The organism is Vibrio hyugaensis, from assembly GCF_002906655.1.
GTDB classification, from domain to species: domain Bacteria; phylum Pseudomonadota; class Gammaproteobacteria; order Enterobacterales; family Vibrionaceae; genus Vibrio; species Vibrio hyugaensis.
In genome coordinates, this window is record NZ_CP025794.1 from 64,853 (window position 1) to 81,862 (window position 17,010).

Consider the following 17,010-nt stretch of genomic DNA (forward strand, 5'->3'; position numbering starts at 1 on the left):
TACATTGACTTACAGCGTGTGGAATAATAGAGGCAAATTAGAACGAGAATAACTCTATGAAATCAGATAACCTTTTTCCTATCAAAGACTTCAAAAATACTGTCTTTTTGAAGCCACTAATCGCTGAAAGCGAAGTGACTAATGTTCATGCCGGTGACTTTAGCTATTACAGCGACTTTGACGACCCGACAGAGTTCCTGACTAAAAATGTTCTATATAACTTTGGTATTTCGGGCAACTCACTTCATATAGGCAAATTTTGCGCGTTTGCTAATGGGGTTCAATTCATCATGCCTGACGCAAACCATGCAACTTCAGGCATCACAACGTATCCATTTGCTGTTTTCGGTGAAAGGTGGGCTGAAGCTCTACCGTTAGCAGAGTACCCATTTAAAGCATACAAAGACACAGTGATTGGAAATGATGTCTGGCTTGGTTATGACGTAACAATCATGCCTGGAGTAAACATTGGTCATGGGTCAATTATTGGCGCTAAATCAGTCGTTTCCACAGATATTCCCCCGTATAGTATTGCGGTAGGTAACCCTGCAAAAGTCGTTAAAACTCGGTTCAGTGAAGCTGACCAAGAAGTGCTTTTAGAGCTAGCATGGTGGGACTGGGAAGTTGAGTTAATCGAGAAAGCAATGCCAATTCTAGTCAAAGGTGACATTCCTAAAGTACTTGAATTTGCAAAACAAAATGGCTTGGTAGTATAAATTCAGCTAACAAAGCATTTAAGAGTGATTCCCAACGCTTGGCATCTTTCATTCCATCGTTGGGTTTAGTGTTTACGGAGGTATGGTTGTGTTTCGTGGTAGCGTTGCTCACACCTTAATGCGGCGTTATACGTTTCGGAGGGAAATATGCCTAAGTATTTAGTTTCTAACATTGCGGATCGGCGCCATGCGAAGATATATGGCGCGGGTGCATTCTTTGACTTAGAAAGCTCTCAACATGGCTGGGAGGAATATAGCCAAGTTCAAGTCGGTGATAGTGTTTATGTAATAAACAAAAATAGAAACGTAGCTGTGGAATACAAAGTAACAGAAATTAAAGATAATCTGTTGCTAGAGGCAGATCCAGTTTGGGGGCATAAAGTTATTGCAATGCAAGGTGGCAACACGCGTGTATTGTTTGGAAAGCCATTAAACCGTATCGACCAAGAATACTCTTCATTTGTTAAACAGAACAAAGTCAGTAACAGCAAAATAAACAACGAAACAGGGTTGATGCTACAAGGTTTTAACTGCGCAGCCTTTGAGTAAACGTATAACAAACTGTTCAAGAGGGATTCGCAACGCGTGGCATTTTCACTATGCGTTGGTTTTGGTGATTAAGGTGGTTTGCGGCGGCTCCGGTATTGCGCTGCTCACCCCTTAACAGGGCGTTAACTGGCAAGGAGAAAAATGGAAGTTCAGCTAGTAAAAATAGAACGAGAAGAGCGGCATGTACTTGAGAATTTGTTCTGCTACTACGTATACGACATGTCAGAGTATATGAAATGGAATCCAGCTAAAGATGGTACGTTCGGAGGGTACGATGTCTCAAAGTTCGACCCTTATTGGAATCAAGATGATCATATTCCATATTTCATAAAGGTGAATAACGAACTCGCAGGTTTTGTTCTGATTCGTCGTTACCCTAGTGACTTAACACTTTACGACGTTGCCCAATTTTTTGTTCTACGTAAGTTTAAAGGTCAGGGTGTAGGAACGCTTGTTTTGGCGCAAATCGTTAAAGCTTTTCCGGGTAAATGGCAAATCCGAATTCTTTTGGAAAACTCAGGGGCACTCAGTTTCTGGAAGTCTGCTGTTTCCAATATCGTAGGCGAAGACTATACACTGTCAAAAGCGAATGACGTGGATCTTGTCATGTTCTTTATCCACTTTGAGGCAGCCAGTTAACAAACTGTTTAAGAGTGATTCGCAACGCGTGGCATTTTCACTATGCGTTGCGTTTGGTGTTTAAGGTGGTATGCAGGAGCTTTGGTATTGCGTTGCTCACACCTTAACAGGGCGTTATACGCTTTATGAAAAATGAAACAAAAAGGATGTTATGAAGTTATTTGAGTTACAAAGTCATATAAAAGAATTCGATTATGCGCCAGAACAATCTGGACATTATTTTTTAAAACTAATCGAAGAAGTTGGCGAATTATCGGAATCTATTCGCAAAGGTAAAAGTGGGCAACCAACGCTAGATGAGCTAAAAGGTTCAGTCGCAGAAGAGTTATATGACGTTTTGTATTATGTTTGTGCTTTAGCCAATATTCACGGTGTAAACCTTGAGAAAACGCATGAACTAAAAGAAATTTTGAATAAAGTTAAGTACAACCGATAGGACGCGTATAACAAATTGTTCAAGAGGGATTCGCAACGCGTGGCATTTTCACTATGCGTTGGTTTTAGCGTTTAAGGTGGTATGCGGCGGCATCGGTATTGCGTTGCTCACCCCTTAACAAGGCGTTAGTTTGCAAGAGGAAAAACGCAGCTATATCGCAAGATCTATTGGTAAAAGCTGAAAGTCTAAATTGTCATATCGGTGTTCAATTTCAGTGTTAACTTGCGTGGTGAAAATCCAAAATTGGCATCGTTTCAATGGTTGATTTGTTCTTTGGTGCGGTGACTTTTGGGTTAACTGAGTTGATTTTTTTGCTGAAACTCTGCTCGTTGAGTTTGTTGGTACAAAAGCCGATTTATTCGTTGAAAGGACGTTTTCTCTGGTGTGGAAAGTTCACGTGGTTTCAGTGGCTTTGTTGAAAGTCCGCATTGTGAGATTGGTTTTCCAAAAGCGCTTTTTGGTGTTGTAAGTTCGTTTTCTGCGGCGTTGTTTGTTCCAAGTGGTTTCATTGACTAGCTGCTTTGAGACTAAGCCTGACTTAAGTGCATCAAAGCACATAAAGCTTATTGTTTTAAAAATTTAAAATAACGTAAAATCAACGTGTTGGGTTTGCAAACTAACAAACTTCTCAAGAGGGATTCGCAACGCGTGGCATTTTTACTGTGCGTTGAATTTAGTGATTAAGGTGGTTTGCGGCGGCTTCGGTATTGCGTTGCTCACCCCTTAGCAGGGCGTTAGTACGGGTTTGACATCAAAGGTCATCAGTTTTGGTGTTCATCTGTTTTAGCGCTCATATTTACACCTTTAAATTAGTGCCTTTCACGTTCTTTCCGGTGGCACTATATGCGGAGTGTTCGCTTTGATATCACTGTTTACGGTTTCTAACTCTTAGCCTATTTCACAGGCTCTTCTTCGCTTTCGCTGCACTTTCTAAGTTAATCTTGTCGTTCATTGGGTGCTGCCATCAAAGTGCGAGGATCGAATCCTTTTCTAAATTGAAGCTTGCAAGTAGGGCAGTTCAGTACGTTTTTCTTCTAGCCAACTTTCGTCTTTCAATCGAGGTAAAGTTTTGTAGCTGCCAGTCTCACTTCAGTGTTCAAAGTCTTTCATGTCATGCCACTTTTCAATATCTTGGAGTACATAAATAGAATTAGCGCATGTACTAACAAATTGCTTAAGAGTGATTCGTAACGCGTGGCATTTTTACTTTGCGGTGGCTTATGTGATTAAGGCGCTGTGCGGTAGCTTTTGTATTGCGTTACTCACACCTTAGCAAAGCGTTAGCTGTATCTCAAATATTAAGGAATTAAACATGTACGCAAGAAGTGATGATGGTGATTTGTTTTACGATCACAAAGGAAACCTTTGCTCATTCGATGATTTGTTTTATGACTATAAAGACAACCTATGCAGTAAAGGCGACCTTTTCTATGATAGTAAAGGTAATCTGTGCTCCGATGATGACCTTTTTTACGATGGTAAAGGGAACCTTTGCAGCCCAGATGACTTATATTATGACTGTAAAGGTAACCTTTGTTCACCAGGCTAAATACAGCTAACAAACTGTTTAAGAGTGATTCGCAACGCGTGGCATTTTCACCATGCGTTGGTTTTAGTGTTTAAGGTGGTATGCGGCGGCATCGGTATTGCGTTGCTCACACCTTAACAGGGCGTTATATTTAATATAAGTAGGGAGTACTTGGTGTTTATTAAGCGAGCATGGAACGGCGAAATTGCAGTTTGGCAATCCGTCGTCTTGGTAAGTATTGTTGGTTATATTCTTACGTTTGCAGTGGTTACAGCTATTAATATGGCTTTACTGCAGATGAAGTTAGTTGGTTGGATTGATAGCTACTCTATAATTTTCATGAAAATCTCAATGTCTATATTCTTCTTAATATTTGGTATTTTTACCACTAGATCTTTATGGAGATCTGCGAATAACCCTAAAGCAAAAATCGGGCATGCAATAGCTCGATTTTGGGCGATTTGTTTAGGTTTGTATATCGCCGGACTCATAATGAGATGGTTATCTATCGTGTAATATCAAATATAACAAACTGTTTAAGAGTGATTCGCAACGCGTGGCATTTTCATCATGCGTTGGATTTAGTGTTTAAGGTGGTATGCGGCGGCTTTGGTATTGCGTTGCTCACACCTTAACAGGGCGTTATACGCTTAAAGAAGTCATGTACCTCAATGATTAGTATCAATAACCTTGTTTTCTACTGAAGTATCTTTCTGATTCAGTTGTCATCGAAAGCGTAATTTACAACTAAAGTTTAAATTTTGTTGTATCGCCGTCTGGTTTAATTATAGCTTATGCGCTGGGGTGAGTATGTTCTTGCTCTCTAGTTACCTAAATATAGAGTGTATAGTTATGAAAGAGCTAATTGTTCGTGCAATCCAAGAAAAACTGAAGCTTGAGTTTACCTACGATGGGTACCTACGAGAAGTTTTACCACATTGTTATGGCAGAACAACTGCTGGGAATGATGCAATTCGTTGCTATCAGATTTCTGGCGGTAGTGCTTCGGGTACTGTTCCGGGATGGCATTTGATGACAGTAAACAAAATGGTTGGTCTAAAAGCTACGACTCACTTTGAATCGGCTTCTGCTGGTTATAAGCCTGGTGATCGTGGAATGAGTCATATTTATTGTGAGCTCTAGCTTAGTTGATATGTACGCTTTACTTTAGTTATCGAGAAAAAGCGTATAACAAACTGTTTAAGAGTGATTCGCAACGCATGGCATTTTTACTATGCGTTGCGTTTAGTGCTTAGGGTGGTTGCGGCGGCTTTAGTATTGCGTTGCTCACACCTTAACAGGGCGTTATACCGCTCTCAATAGAGGAAAACTATGAAGGTAAGTAACCCTTTGACGATTATTGCGATTTTCGCAGGAGTCGCCGAAACTCTTGCTACAGTGGCATTGATAAAACTGCCTCTAGAGATTCAATCCATATTTGTATATTTTGTAATGGCTTTCCCTGCAGCGATTGTCTTACTTTTCTTTTTTGTATTGTACTTCAAGAACACCGCTCTTTACGCCCCAAGCGATTTCGAGAATCAAAACCACTATTTAGAAGCTAACCAAATCAAAGAAAGTGTTGGAACTCAGCTAGATAAAATATTTGCGGACTTAAATAAAAGTGGAAAAACGCTATCTAAAGCCGATCTTGAAAAAGCTAAATCAACGGTCAATGAGTCAGTTGATATCATTAGTCGGTTGAACGCTAAAGAGTTGGAAATTTACAATATTTTGAGCAAGGCACCTAAAAAGATCTCCGATATTAGTAATGACCTAGGTATGTCAATGATGACTACCACAAGGTACTTAGCCAAAATGCGAGATAAAGGAGCTATACGGATTACGGACGATGGTGTATTGGCAGAGTCCGCGGTATAACAAAGCATTTAAGAGTGATTCCTTACGCTTGCTGGTTTCGCTTCGCTCACAGTATGGCAAGCGTGCGTCACACCTTAATGCGGCGTTATGTGCGTATTCAATAGAGGGTGTTTTATGCGAATTAGAAAGTATAAGAAATCTGATTTTAAAGCAATTGATTCTCTTTTCTATACTTGCAGACCCGATGAGTTCAAAAATGAAAATGTGAGAGTACTGCCTACATATTTAAGTGAATCACCAAAAGAGCTTAAAAAGTTTAATGAATCCAGCGTGTATGTATTCGAAAAAAATGAGTGTGTTGTTGGCTTCATAACTGTTAAAAATGGCTATATTGGCTGGTTGTATGTAAACCCTGATTTTCGTCGCTTAGGAATAGGAAAAAAACTATTAAGCTTTTTAAAAATAGAGGTAAATGAAAATTTAGCTCTATTTACGTTAAAATCGAACGTTACTGCTATAGATTTGTATACTAAACATGGTTTTATAATTGTTGAAGAGTTTATCGATCCAACTCTAGAAAATGAAATATGGATTGTTAAACTAAAGTGCAATGAGAGCACATAACAAGTTGTTTAGACGGGCGTGTAACAGTTGGCTCTCGCTCGTTTCTCGCAAGTTTAGCCAACAATTTCACGCCGTTTAGTCAGTTAGGCGACTTTCAAAATAGAAGTGTCGTCGAATATGCAACTATTCATGTATGTGTGAGAAATGAGCTTTTGCCAAAAAATTTGCGCTCATACCACTGGGAGCATGATGAAAACTCAATGATTACAGTCAGTGTTTCTCCAACTGGACGATTACGAGGAAAAAGTATTTATCTGGAATCTTTAGAGTTAGCTGAAGAATTTTCCACATACCTTCATCAACTGTTCCGCCAGCGAAAATACAGGTCAGATTATACTTTGGAAGTAGTTGTTGAAATGTCTTCTAGGGGTAAGACAATATCTCGATGGAAAGCTGATGATTCTGAGCAAGTTAAGGACGTGCTCCAACTTCAAGCACGCACATAACAAACTGTTTAAGAGTGATTCACAACGCGTGGCATTTTTACTATGCGTGGCGTTTAGTGTTTAAGGTGGTATGCGGGAGCTTCGGTATTGCGTTGCTCACACCTTAACAGGGCGTTAGTACGGGTTTGGCATCAAAGGTCATAAGTTTTGGTGTTTATCTGTTTTGGCGATCATATTTACACCTTAAAGTTAGTGCCTTTCACGTTCTTTCCGGTGGCACTATATGCGGTGTGTTCGCTTTGATTTCACCGTTTACGGTTTCTAACTCTTAGCCTATTTCTTTGGCGCTTCTTCATTTTTGTGGCGGCTTTTGAGAGAACCTTGGTTACTTTTGGTGTTGCTGTTGAAGTACGAGGAACGAATCCTTTTCTAATTTGAAGCTAGTGAAAGTAGGGCAGTTCATTGCGTTTTTCTTCTAGCCAACTTTCGTCTTTCAATCGGGGTAAAGTTTTGTAGCTGCCCGTCTCACTTCAGTGTTCAAAGCCTTTCATATCATGTCACTTTTCAATATCTTGGAACGCATAAATAGAAGTAGTGCATGTACTAACAAATTGCTTAAGAGTGATTCGTAACGCGTGGCATTTTTACTTTGCGGTGGCTTATATGATTAAGGCGCTGTGCGGTAGCTTTTGAATTGCGTTACTCACACCTTAGCAAGGCGTTATGTGTTTTCTCCAGATACTAGAGGTGGAACTAATAATTGAATATTGAACTGGTTAAGAAATTTAAAGATGCTCTCGCAATGGAGCTTAAAGAGGCAGATCGTGTGCCTGCAGAGCTTTCTAGCTTTCCTTTTGGCTCATGTGAAGAAACGAGCAAGATGCTTGCCTTATATCTAAGCGATAATGATATTAGTGATGTTGTTTATACGCGCAATAACACGATAAGTGAAATGTCAGGATCCGGAGTTCATTATTGGGTGGTCGTTGATGGAACTTGGGTCATTGATTTAACGGCACATCAATTTGATGAATGTGATGATGATTTTATAGTGTCACAATCATCTGACTTTCATTCTAACTATGAACTAGAGTCTGCACATATCGCTGACATAAATGATCTTGATGGCTTTGGATCAAACGATATTAGTAAGTTTTATAAGAAACTTACTATACGTTTAAAAAACACATAACAATAAATTTAAGAGTGATTCACAACGCTTGGCGCTTTCACACCAAGCCAGTTTAGTGTTTATGGCACAATGGTTTAGGTAAGGTGGTTAGCGTTGTTCACACCTTAATTTGGCGTTATACGCTTTTGAGGAAACAATCCAATATGAACAAGGTAGTGTTCAGAAATTGCGATGAAAAGAGTGAGTATTGGGGTGCTCTAGAGAAGCTGTTTCAAACGGAATGGTCTGACTTTCTGTTTGTAGATACCTATAAACTAGAATCTAACCTTCCACCGGTAATTGTTGCTCTCAGAGAGAACCAAGTTATTGGTGGTCTCGCTTATTCGCGCTTTAAAGAACCTCATGGTGACTCAGAAGTTATTTAGCTTAACGCAGTCTTTGTATCCAATGATTGGCGTGGTCAAGATATTGCGAGTGAACTGATCAATCGAGGTGTTAGGCAGGTATTAGCAACAACTCAAAGTAACCTGTACGCTTACACGAATGTACCATCGTTGTATGAGTCTTTAGGTTGGTTAGCGGTTGACATTGAAAGTGAGCCAAATCATAAGGTTATGAAAGTTCCGTTGTAGTGTCAGCACGCGTATAACAAACTGTTTAAGAGTGATTCGCAACGCGTGGCATTTTCACCATGCGTTGGCTTAAGTGATTAAGGTGGTATGCGGGAGTTTCGGCATTGCGTTGCTCACACCTTAACAGGGCGTTATGTAGCCGCGAGAGCGGCGGTAAGTTAAAAGGATTTATATATGCTAAATATTCGTCAAGCTCGCATTGAAGATATCTGCGTTCTTAAGAAGCTACAGTTTCAGCTTACTGAGTATCATAAAGCAAATTTACCTGATGACTTTTTATCACCGGAAGAAATTGAACAAAAAATAGATCTACACAAGATAATCGAAAGTGAAAGCTCAATTTTTCTGGTAGCCGAAAGCAATGGGCACTTAGTAGGTTTTGTTTTTGGTGAGTTATGGGTTCGCAAGTCTTGGACGCTCAAACAGCGAAAAATCGCGAGCATTGAACAAATAGTTGTGGATTCATGCTTTAGAAGCCAAGGCGTTGGACTGGCGCTAATAGAGGCATTTGAGGAAAGGGCTATTTCTAACGGCGGAGAAGAGCTGTTTTTAGAAGTATATACCTTCAATGAATCTGCTTTAGGTTTGTATCGCAAAGCCGGTATTGCACCCAAAATCCTAATTGGGCAGAAAGCACTAAGCTGAAAGTCGGCTACATAACAAATTGTTCAAGAGTGATTCGGCACGCGTGGCATTTTTACTATGCGTTGGTTTTAGTGGTTAAGGTGTTATGCGGAAGCTTCGTTATTGCGTGCCTCACACCTTAACAAGGCGTTAACTGCCAGAGGAAAATTATGGCGAACAAAAAATATTCAGCGTTTGAAAAACATGAGTTTATTGGTGAGTTTTTCGCTAGTGAAGACACCTACACAACTAGATTCGCTGGTAAGATCGCTTATGACATCGAAGTAGGTTTAATTTTAACCTTTTCTATTGCAGATTGCGATTTTCCCAAAAAAGCAGATGTACTATATGGGGTGTTGGATAACGGGCAAAAGTGTACATTGATTGGTCCTTTTGATTTCTCTCAGACAGGTATGAGGTTTGGGAAGATACATACCCGCTATGGTAAGAGAGGCTTCAAATTTCTTGTAATTGGTGAGTTTGTAGATCTGAACCAACTTTATGACCATGCTCGGTTTACTTTTTCACATATGCAGGAGTTCTTTTATCCGCAAGGCTGGCTGGACAATGTAAAGTACGAAGAGGGAGTCATCGAGACGATCAAGGGAAAGGACTGGTACATTGAAATCGAGAATAGAGCGACGTTCTCTGACGTTACAGATAGTCTTGAAAACCTGTTATTAACAAATGATGATGCCGTAGCGAAACAAATCGTAGAAAGTGTCAGTTCAATTCTATCTAATTACGAAAATGAGCATTTGCTAATTAGACAATCATTAGAGTTCCTATTTAAATTTCAGCCATCAGCTCCAAATGAAATTAGTGACATATACAATAGCTTATATCGAATATCTTCGCTATTTTCTATTTTTATGAACATTCCAACATTTCCAGACGAAATCAAACTATACATTGATGGTAATGATTCGGTTCATGTTTTAGCTAGTCAATCTCTGGAGTTAAGAACTGTTAATTTGGCTAAAAGTGCACCGAATAATTACTTTATGCCGATAAACAGATCTGCTGTCGACTTATCGAGTGTTTTAAGTAAGTGGCTAGAGTTATTTGATAGTTATCAAGTATTATCAACGACGTTTCAATATGAGACAAACTTTAGAACTCTTCATGCTGCCTACAGTGACATCATTTTGTATCTTACTAATGTTGAATCTATAGCAATTGACTTAGGTAAGCATAAAGAGTCCAAGTATGTTTCGGCAATAGATGAATACGCTTCCACCGAACTAAGTTCAGCTTTCAATACTATGTTTGCAAATGTTAATACTAATGATCTTGGAAAAAATCTGTCAGACTTGAGAGGCGAGCTTGCCCATGAAGGAAGACCTAAAAAACTGATGAAATGTTTAAACATCGGTGATTATGTTAAGGTTGGTAGTTATTTGAAGCTGATTGTTGTATCGCATCTGCTAGATAAACTTGGACTTAGCCGAACCATTATTCATGAGTATCAGCGAAAATTGATGCAGTAGAGTAAATGGCAGTTAACAAAGCATTTAAGAGTGATTCCCAACGCTTGGCATTTTTCATTCCATCGTTGGGTTTAGTGTTTATGGTGGTATGGTTAAGTTTCGTGGTAGCGTTGCTCACACCTTAATGCGGCGTTAGTTTGCAAGAGGAAAAACTCAGCTATATCGCAAGATCTAGTGGTAAAAGATCAAAGTCTAAATTGTCATATCGGCGTTCAATTTCAGTGTTAACTAGCGTGGTGAAAATTCAAAATTGGCATCGTTTCAACGGTTGATTTGTTTTTTGGTGCGGCGACTTTTGGGTTACCTGAGTCGAACTTTTTTGCTGAAACTCTGCTCGTTGAGTTTGTTGGTACAAAAGCCGATCTACTCGCTGAAATAGCGTTTTCTCTGGTGTGGTAAGTTCATGTGGTTTCAGTGGCTTTGTTGAAAGTCCGCATTGTGAGATTTGTTTTCCAAAAGCGCTTTTTGGTGTTGTTAGTTCGTTTTCTGCGGCGTTGTTTGTTCCACGTGGTTTCATTGAGTAGCCGCTTTGAGACTACGCCTGACTTAAGTGCATCAAAACACATGAATTTTATTGTTTGCAAAGTTTAAAATAACGTAAAATCAACGCTTTGGGTTTGCAAACTAACAAACTGCTCAAGAGGGATTCGCAACGCGTGGCATTTTTACTATGCGTTGATTTTAGTGACTAAGGTGGTTTTCGGCGGCTTCGGTATTGCGTTGCTCACCCCTTAGCAGGGCGTTATACGAAATCATCATTTACTTAGTTAAGAGTTAACAATTGGATATCTTAGGAATTTTTAAAGACTACATATTTGCAGTCTTAATGGCGCTGTTTTTAGCTTACATTGCTTATCAGCAGTTGGTAACTAACCGTCAGAAACTCAAACTAGACCTCTACAATAAGAGATTCGAGGTATATACAACTACGTTAAAGTTTTACCAAGAATTAATAGGCGATGGTGTTACCTCCGAAACTCACAAGGACTTCATCGAGAAAAAGGAAGCTGCCAAGTTCTTGTTCTCAGAAGATACATCAATTTACGAACTACTCAATGAATTGCACGAAAGGTCATTTAAGGTAAAAGCTTTCAAAGGGCATCGTGACGAACTCGAGTCCAACCCTGAAATATTCAGCAAAGCGGCACAAGAGTCTCTAGAAGTAGTTAACTGGTCAGTTGAAGCAGTCAAATCTCTAAGCAGTAAATTAGAGAAATATTTAAACATGTAGCAAGTTTCGTATAACAAAGCATTTAAGAGTGATTCGCAACGCTTGGCAGTTTCGCTTCGCTCAAGTATAGCCAAGCGCTGCTCACACCTTAATGCGGCGTTATGGTAATCGAAAGTTAGGTGGAAAATGGAAGATTTTGAGTCTTTAGTATCTGAACTAGAAAGTAATAGTTCTATAGCAAGTATTTTTGGTGTTTTAATATATACAGATTCTCATCCTAATATCAAAAAGGTAATGAGAGATGAAGATTACTGGAGGGCTTTTGATGAGATTACAGGTGAAAAATTCGCAGTTCTATCTGTTAAACCGACTTTAGGAAAATATCGGTATCCTCCTTCACCTCCGGGAGTTTTATGTCAAATGGTAGGAATTTGGAAAGAACCGAAAGATAACCTGCGTTTGATAGACGCTTTTGAAATAGGAAGTACTGAAAAGCTTCCAATGCTACTAATCTTCACTCGTATAGAAGGCGAAGTATTAAAAATTGAAATTGATTTAAAAGAGGATGATGTTTCTTCTGCATATAATTCCATCAGAGAGAATCTTGAGTTTTGTTCAAAAGTAATTTCAAGGATAAAAATTGAAAACTTAAAGAATCCTGAAGGGCTTTATGCCGCATTCGCAATGGAAAACGACCACCGAATGAGAATTAAAAATATTAAGAATAGCTTAAATTTATATCAGTTTGTCAAGAGCCTATTACCATAACAAACAATTTAAGAGTGATTCAGCACGCTTGGCACTTTTGGTTTGGGTTAAGTTCAGTGTTTATGGTGGTCAAATTAGGTATCGTGGTCGCGTGCTTCACACCTTAATTGGGCGTTATGTGGCTAAGAGGAAATATGAAAATTTCATTACTAGCGGATTTTCCACATGAAGCACCAAATATAGCGAAATGGTATTACGATGAGTGGGCTAGCATGGCTCCAGATTTCACGGAAGCTATGGTGCTAGAAAAAGTTATAGAGAAATCAGTTAATCGAAATGAGATTCCTTTGTCGCTAGTTGCTCACATAGATAAAGAACTTGTCGGTGTCATAGAACTTAAGTTTCGTGAGAACAAGCACTATCCAGAATATGAACATTGGGTTGGTGGTGTGTATACGCACCCTGGTCATCGGGGTAAAGGTGTTGCACATAGTTTGTTGAACTCTGCGAAAGAAAAAGCAATTAGCTTGGGAGTTAAACAGTTGTATCTTCAGTGTGAAAGTTTCAATGTCGAGCTGTATTTACATCATGGTTTTAAAGTTCTGCATGAGGCGAAACACCACGAAATAGAAACAACTATCATGGTGTGGGAAGCCACCACATAACAAACAATTTAAGAGGGATTCCCCACGCTTGGCATTTTTGGTTTGGGGTTTAGTTCAGTGTTTAAGGTGTCCAAATTGAGTGTAGTGGTAGCGTGGCTCACCCCTTAATTGGGCGTTAGTACGGGTTTGACATCAAAGGTCATAAATTTTGGTGTTTATCTGTTTTGGCGCTCGTATTTACACCTTTCAGCTAGTGCCTTTCACGTTCTTTCCGGTGGCACTATATGCGAAGTGTTCGCTTTGATTTCATCGTTTACGGCTTCTAACTCTTATCCTATTTCTTTGGTGCTTCTTCATTTTCGTGGTGGTTTTTGAGAGAACCTTGATCACTTTTGTTGTGGCTGTTGAAGTACGAGGAAAGAATCCTTTTCTAATTTGAAGCAAGTGAAAGTAGGGCAGTTCAGTGCGTTTTTCTTCTAGCCAACTTTCGTCTTTCAATCGGGGTAAAGTTTTGTAGCTGCCCGTCTCACTTCAGTGTTCAAAACCTTTCATATCATCTCAGTTTTCAATATCTTGGAGCGCATAAATAGAAGTAGCGCATGTACTAACAAATTGCTTAAGAGTGATTCGTAACGCGTGGCATTTTTACTCTGCGGTGGCTTATGTGATTAAGGCGCTGTGCGGTAGCTTTTGTATTGCGTTACTCACACCTTAGCAAGGCGTTAGCCCTTTTCGAGGAAATGATATGGAAATCGTACAAGAAATAGATGTTTCAGAATTGCATCATAAGGCAATCGAAGCATTAAGAAACCAAGCTTTTCCAGACAGCCAAATAAGTCGCTCTTACTTTAAGCAGCTACCTCATATGCGTGCTCTTCATTTTCAAGGTGAACAGTTGGTTGGTTATCTTGGACTAGACTATCGAGTCGTTAGCGTCGGTGAAGAAATACATAAGGTTCTTGGGGTAATCGACTTCTGTGTTGATGAACGTTATCGAGGACAAGGTATTGGCTCTTTAATGTTGTCAGAAGTATCGGCATTTGCCGAAACTAAAGATGTAGATTTCATAATCCTTATATCGGAGTTACACGATTTCTACTCTTCAAATGGTTTCTACAAAGTTCAGTGTATGCAGTCTTGGCTAAGGCTCCATGAGCACACTAACTTTGGTGTCGCTGTAGAGCATATTGATGAACTGTATGTGAAACCACTCAGAGGTAAACAGTGGGGCGTTGGACATTTTGATTGGCTAGGTTATATGTATTAGTCAACCACAGGGCTAACAAACTGTTTAAGAGTGATTCGCAACGCGTGGCATTTTTACTATGCGTTGCGTTTAGTGTTTAAGGTAGTATGCGGTGGCTTTTGTATTGCGTTGCTCACACCTTAACAGGGCGTTAGTCGCCAGAAAAAGCTAGTAGTCAAAATCATGCTTATGAGCTCAAGATTTGACTGCTGATTGTTCGGTTCACAGGTTCATCGTCTTTGGTCTAAACTCATTTTCAGCTGTTTTAAGTCCAAAGTTTTGTAACCATCCCAGTGTTTGTTTTGTTCTTTGGTGTTGGTAGAGCTGTGCAATCGAGAGTCTGTTTTGGGTTGCAACTCTGCTCGGTGAGTTTGTTGGTTCAAAGCTGATTTATTCGCTGAGATGACGCTTTCTCTGGTGTGGTAATTTCCACGTGGTTTCAGTGACTTTGTTGAAAGTCCGCATTGTGAGATTGGTTTTCCAAAAGCGCTTTTTGGTGTTGTCAGTCCCTTTTCTGCGGCGTTGTTTGTTCCAAGTGGTTTTATTGAGTAGCCGCTTTGAGACTGCGCCTGACTTAAATGCATCAAAGTACATAAAGTTTGTTGTTTGCAAAGTTTAGTTCGGCTTAAAATTGTCGCACGGTGCCTCGCGACTAACAAACTGCTCAAGAGGGATTCGCAACGCGTGGCATTTTTACTATGCGTTGAATTTAGTGATTAAGGTGGTATGCGACTGCTTCGGTATTGCGTTGCTCACCCCTTAGCAGGGCGTTAGTTTGCAAGAGGAAAAACGCAGCTATATCGCAAGATCTAGTGGTAAAAGCTCAAAGTTTAAGTTGTCGTATTGGCTTTCAATTTCAGGGTTAACTAGCGTGGTGAAAATCCAAAGTTGGCATCGTTTCAACGGTTGATTTGTTCTTTGATGCGGCGACTTTTTGGGTTAACTGAGTTGAACTTTTTTGCTGAAACTCTGCTCGTTGAGTTTGTTGGTACAAAAGCCGATTTACTCGCTGAAATGGCGTTTTCTCTGGTGTGGAAAGTTCACGTGGTTTCAGTGACTTTGTTGAAAGTCCGCATTGTGAGATTGGTTTTCCAAAAACACTTTTTGGTGTTGTGAGTTCGTTTTCTGCGGCGTTGTTTGTTCCACGTGGTTTCATTGAGTAGCCGCTTTGAGACTACGCCTGACTTGAATGCATCAAAACACATAAAGTTTATTGTTTGCAGAGTTTAAAATAATGTAAAATCAATACTTTGGGTTTGCAAACTAACAAACTGTTCAAGAGGGATTCGCAACGCGTGGCATTTTTACTATGCGTTGGTTTTAGTGTTTAAGGTGGTATGCGGCGGCTTTGGTATTGCGTTGCTCACCCCTTAACAGGGCGTTATACATCAGGACACATCTAGAAGTAAAAGGAGAAGTAGAAAGTGAGTTCTATTGAGTTTGAAGATATTTGGGTTTACAGAAACGACGATACTCAGAAGTGTTTTCTATGGGCAGTAGAAAGTAACACCCACAAGCATCACAAACTAGAGTCAAATATACAACCAGCCTACGTCACTGGCTCACACGAAGTGTTTTTTTCATCGAATCTTAAGAAGTTTGTTTTTTCTTTGGTTGCTGAAACCGAAGTTGAAGCGAAAAACTATAGGGGTCATATAGAAGATCTAGTTATTAAATGCAGTAGTATTAATGCATTTGATCGAGACTTAGATAAGAAAAATGCAATAAAATTGAGCGCTTTAATTGCTTCATAAAGATGTATAACAAGCTGTTTAAGAGTGATTCGCAACGTGTGGCATTTTTACTATGCGTTGCGTTTAGTGTTTAAGGTGGTATGCGGCGGCTTCAGTATTGCGTTGCTCACACCTTAACAGGGCGTTATGCCATTAGGAGATATTTTGCAAAATTTAGAGTCTTTGGTTCATGAGTTTCGTAGTGTTCTTGAAGTCAGTAAACCTAGTGATTTCACTTATACTTCTTTAGCTTTCAGTCAGTTTCCTGGCGGGTGCTGTGATGATGCATCCATCTTATTAGGACTATATTTGAAAGAGCATGGTTTCGAAAACATTATCTTAATCCACGGTGTCAACGGTGGCGATGAAGAAGAGTTATCATCACACGATTGGTTGCGAGTTGGTTCTATGGTTGTAGATATAACAGCTAGTCAGTTTGACTGGCGAGGCTACGATTGTGAAGAAATCATAATTGCAAAAAGTTCTAGTTTTCACGACAAATTTGAGCAACCAGTTGATAATCAAGTTGCTCCTTGGTTATCCGAACGGTATTTGAATTTAGTGGCAGAATTTCAACATACTTATGAATTGATCATTAGTAAACTAAAGGCATAACAAAGCATTTAAGAGTGATTCGCAACGCTTGGCAGTTTCGCTTCGCTCAAGTATAGCCAAGCGTCACTCACACCTTAATGCGGCGTTAGTACGGGTTTGGCATCAGAAGGTCATAAGTTTTGGTGTTTATCTGTTTTGGCGATCATATTTACACCTTAAAGTTAGTGCCTTTCACGTTCTTTCCGGTGGCACTATATGCGGTGTGTTCGCTTTGATTTCACCGTTTACGGTTTCTAACTCTTAGCCTATTTCTTTGGCGCTTCTTCATTTTTGTGGCGGCTTTTGAGAGAACCTTGGTTACTTTTGGTGTTGCTGTTGAAGTACGAGGAACGAATCCTTTTCTAATTTGAAGCTA

Annotated in this window: 19 protein-coding genes and 2 pseudogenes; 19 read left to right on the forward strand and 2 right to left on the reverse strand. The window is 39.7% G+C overall.

From position 1 onward, the window contains the following. Positions 1–56 precede the first annotated feature (56 nt). The 4 genes from C1S74_RS00430 (at position 57) to C1S74_RS00455 (ending at position 2,340) form a co-directional block, all read left to right on the forward strand. Entirely contained in the window at positions 57–716 is a 660-nt protein-coding gene (locus tag C1S74_RS00430) for a CatB-related O-acetyltransferase (RefSeq protein ID WP_052437294.1), read from the forward strand. A 147-nt stretch (positions 717–863) separates the two neighbouring features. Beyond that, positions 864–1,265 carry a hypothetical protein gene (locus tag C1S74_RS00435; RefSeq protein ID WP_009696424.1) on the forward strand — a complete coding sequence of 134 codons (402 nt, stop codon included), beginning with the start codon at positions 864–866 and terminating at the stop codon, positions 1,263–1,265. Between the two features lie 141 nt (positions 1,266–1,406). Continuing rightward, the gene (locus tag C1S74_RS00445; protein WP_045398075.1) at positions 1,407–1,904 is read left to right on the forward strand and encodes a GNAT family N-acetyltransferase; all 498 of its coding nucleotides are present in this window, start codon (positions 1,407–1,409) and stop codon (positions 1,902–1,904) included. Between the two features lie 151 nt (positions 1,905–2,055). Further along, positions 2,056–2,340, forward strand: a complete 285-nt coding sequence (locus C1S74_RS00455; RefSeq protein WP_045398072.1) for a MazG nucleotide pyrophosphohydrolase domain-containing protein — start codon at positions 2,056–2,058, stop codon at positions 2,338–2,340. A 293-nt stretch (positions 2,341–2,633) separates the two neighbouring features. Here C1S74_RS00455 and C1S74_RS00465 read toward each other — a convergent pair whose 3' ends face one another. Further along, complete coding sequence (locus tag C1S74_RS00465) at positions 2,634–2,849, reverse strand: hypothetical protein (RefSeq protein ID WP_167391137.1); 216 nt, start codon at positions 2,847–2,849, stop codon at positions 2,634–2,636. Positions 2,850–3,652: 803 nt separating this feature from the next. Here C1S74_RS00465 and C1S74_RS00480 point away from each other — a divergent pair. The 13 genes and pseudogenes from C1S74_RS00480 to C1S74_RS00590 all read left to right on the forward strand — a co-directional run bounded on the left by C1S74_RS00480 (position 3,653) and on the right by C1S74_RS00590 (position 14,328). Then, a complete protein-coding gene (locus tag C1S74_RS00480; RefSeq protein WP_045398070.1) occupies positions 3,653–3,889 on the forward strand; it encodes a hypothetical protein in 237 nt (78 codons plus the stop codon). 153 nt (positions 3,890–4,042) lie between these two features. Then, positions 4,043–4,384, forward strand: coding sequence for a hypothetical protein (locus C1S74_RS26395; protein WP_045398067.1), 342 nt, complete (start codon positions 4,043–4,045; stop codon positions 4,382–4,384). Positions 4,385–4,720: 336 nt separating this feature from the next. After that, positions 4,721–5,011 carry a hypothetical protein gene (locus tag C1S74_RS00495; protein ID WP_052437293.1) on the forward strand — a complete coding sequence of 97 codons (291 nt, stop codon included), beginning with the start codon at positions 4,721–4,723 and terminating at the stop codon, positions 5,009–5,011. A 189-nt stretch (positions 5,012–5,200) separates the two neighbouring features. Then, complete coding sequence (locus C1S74_RS00505; RefSeq protein WP_052437292.1) at positions 5,201–5,749, forward strand: ArsR family transcriptional regulator; 549 nt, start codon at positions 5,201–5,203, stop codon at positions 5,747–5,749. A gap of 114 nt (positions 5,750–5,863) precedes the next feature. Further along, complete coding sequence (locus tag C1S74_RS00510; RefSeq protein WP_045398061.1) at positions 5,864–6,313, forward strand: GNAT family N-acetyltransferase; 450 nt, start codon at positions 5,864–5,866, stop codon at positions 6,311–6,313. Positions 6,314–7,459: 1,146 nt separating this feature from the next. Continuing rightward, positions 7,460–7,891, forward strand: a complete 432-nt coding sequence (locus C1S74_RS00530) for a hypothetical protein (RefSeq protein WP_045402146.1) — start codon at positions 7,460–7,462, stop codon at positions 7,889–7,891. Between the two features lie 143 nt (positions 7,892–8,034). Continuing rightward, a pseudogene (locus C1S74_RS00535) lies at positions 8,035–8,463 on the forward strand (GNAT family N-acetyltransferase). Positions 8,464–8,637: 174 nt separating this feature from the next. After that, positions 8,638–9,108, forward strand: coding sequence for a GNAT family N-acetyltransferase (locus tag C1S74_RS00545; RefSeq protein ID WP_045402144.1), 471 nt, complete (start codon positions 8,638–8,640; stop codon positions 9,106–9,108). 149 nt (positions 9,109–9,257) lie between these two features. Beyond that, complete coding sequence (locus tag C1S74_RS00555; protein WP_045402142.1) at positions 9,258–10,577, forward strand: ApeA N-terminal domain 1-containing protein; 1,320 nt, start codon at positions 9,258–9,260, stop codon at positions 10,575–10,577. 781 nt (positions 10,578–11,358) lie between these two features. Continuing rightward, positions 11,359–11,808, forward strand: coding sequence for a hypothetical protein (locus C1S74_RS00565; RefSeq protein ID WP_045402136.1), 450 nt, complete (start codon positions 11,359–11,361; stop codon positions 11,806–11,808). Between the two features lie 126 nt (positions 11,809–11,934). Then, positions 11,935–12,516: a hypothetical protein gene (locus C1S74_RS00570; protein ID WP_045402133.1), complete on the forward strand. Its 582-nt coding sequence runs from the start codon at positions 11,935–11,937 to the stop codon at positions 12,514–12,516. A gap of 134 nt (positions 12,517–12,650) precedes the next feature. Next, a complete protein-coding gene (locus tag C1S74_RS00575) occupies positions 12,651–13,121 on the forward strand; it encodes a GNAT family N-acetyltransferase (RefSeq protein ID WP_045402130.1) in 471 nt (156 codons plus the stop codon). A gap of 685 nt (positions 13,122–13,806) precedes the next feature. Beyond that, the gene (locus tag C1S74_RS00590; RefSeq protein WP_045402127.1) at positions 13,807–14,328 is read left to right on the forward strand and encodes a GNAT family N-acetyltransferase; all 522 of its coding nucleotides are present in this window, start codon (positions 13,807–13,809) and stop codon (positions 14,326–14,328) included. Positions 14,329–14,529: 201 nt separating this feature from the next. Here the strand turns inward: C1S74_RS00590 and C1S74_RS26675 are convergent. Further along, positions 14,530–14,852: pseudogene (locus C1S74_RS26675) on the reverse strand (hypothetical protein). A gap of 879 nt (positions 14,853–15,731) precedes the next feature. Here C1S74_RS26675 and C1S74_RS00620 point away from each other — a divergent pair. Continuing rightward, positions 15,732–16,061, forward strand: coding sequence for a hypothetical protein (locus C1S74_RS00620; protein ID WP_045402124.1), 330 nt, complete (start codon positions 15,732–15,734; stop codon positions 16,059–16,061). Between the two features lie 144 nt (positions 16,062–16,205). Continuing rightward, complete coding sequence (locus C1S74_RS00630; protein ID WP_052437317.1) at positions 16,206–16,655, forward strand: hypothetical protein; 450 nt, start codon at positions 16,206–16,208, stop codon at positions 16,653–16,655. Positions 16,656–17,010: the final 355 nt, after the last annotated feature.

Excerpts from the sequence above, each read along its gene's own strand:
- C1S74_RS00495 (WP_052437293.1), top strand. The coding sequence starts at position 4,721 with ATGAAAGAGCTAATTGTTCGTGCAATCCAAGAAAAACTGAAGCTTGAG.
- C1S74_RS00465 (WP_167391137.1), bottom strand. The coding sequence starts at position 2,849 with ATGAAACCACTTGGAACAAACAACGCCGCAGAAAACGAACTTACAACA.
- C1S74_RS00430 (WP_052437294.1), top strand. The coding sequence starts at position 57 with ATGAAATCAGATAACCTTTTTCCTATCAAAGACTTCAAAAATACTGTC.
- C1S74_RS00455 (WP_045398072.1), top strand. The coding sequence starts at position 2,056 with ATGAAGTTATTTGAGTTACAAAGTCATATAAAAGAATTCGATTATGCG.
- C1S74_RS00505 (WP_052437292.1), top strand. The coding sequence starts at position 5,201 with ATGAAGGTAAGTAACCCTTTGACGATTATTGCGATTTTCGCAGGAGTC.
- C1S74_RS00445 (WP_045398075.1), top strand. The coding sequence starts at position 1,407 with ATGGAAGTTCAGCTAGTAAAAATAGAACGAGAAGAGCGGCATGTACTT.
- C1S74_RS00570 (WP_045402133.1), top strand. The coding sequence starts at position 11,935 with ATGGAAGATTTTGAGTCTTTAGTATCTGAACTAGAAAGTAATAGTTCT.
- C1S74_RS00555 (WP_045402142.1), top strand. The coding sequence starts at position 9,258 with ATGGCGAACAAAAAATATTCAGCGTTTGAAAAACATGAGTTTATTGGT.
- C1S74_RS00590 (WP_045402127.1), top strand. The coding sequence starts at position 13,807 with ATGGAAATCGTACAAGAAATAGATGTTTCAGAATTGCATCATAAGGCA.
- C1S74_RS00510 (WP_045398061.1), top strand. The coding sequence starts at position 5,864 with ATGCGAATTAGAAAGTATAAGAAATCTGATTTTAAAGCAATTGATTCT.
- C1S74_RS00545 (WP_045402144.1), top strand. The coding sequence starts at position 8,638 with ATGCTAAATATTCGTCAAGCTCGCATTGAAGATATCTGCGTTCTTAAG.
- C1S74_RS00435 (WP_009696424.1), top strand. The coding sequence starts at position 864 with ATGCCTAAGTATTTAGTTTCTAACATTGCGGATCGGCGCCATGCGAAG.
- C1S74_RS00575 (WP_045402130.1), top strand. The coding sequence starts at position 12,651 with ATGAAAATTTCATTACTAGCGGATTTTCCACATGAAGCACCAAATATA.
- C1S74_RS00480 (WP_045398070.1), top strand. The coding sequence starts at position 3,653 with ATGTACGCAAGAAGTGATGATGGTGATTTGTTTTACGATCACAAAGGA.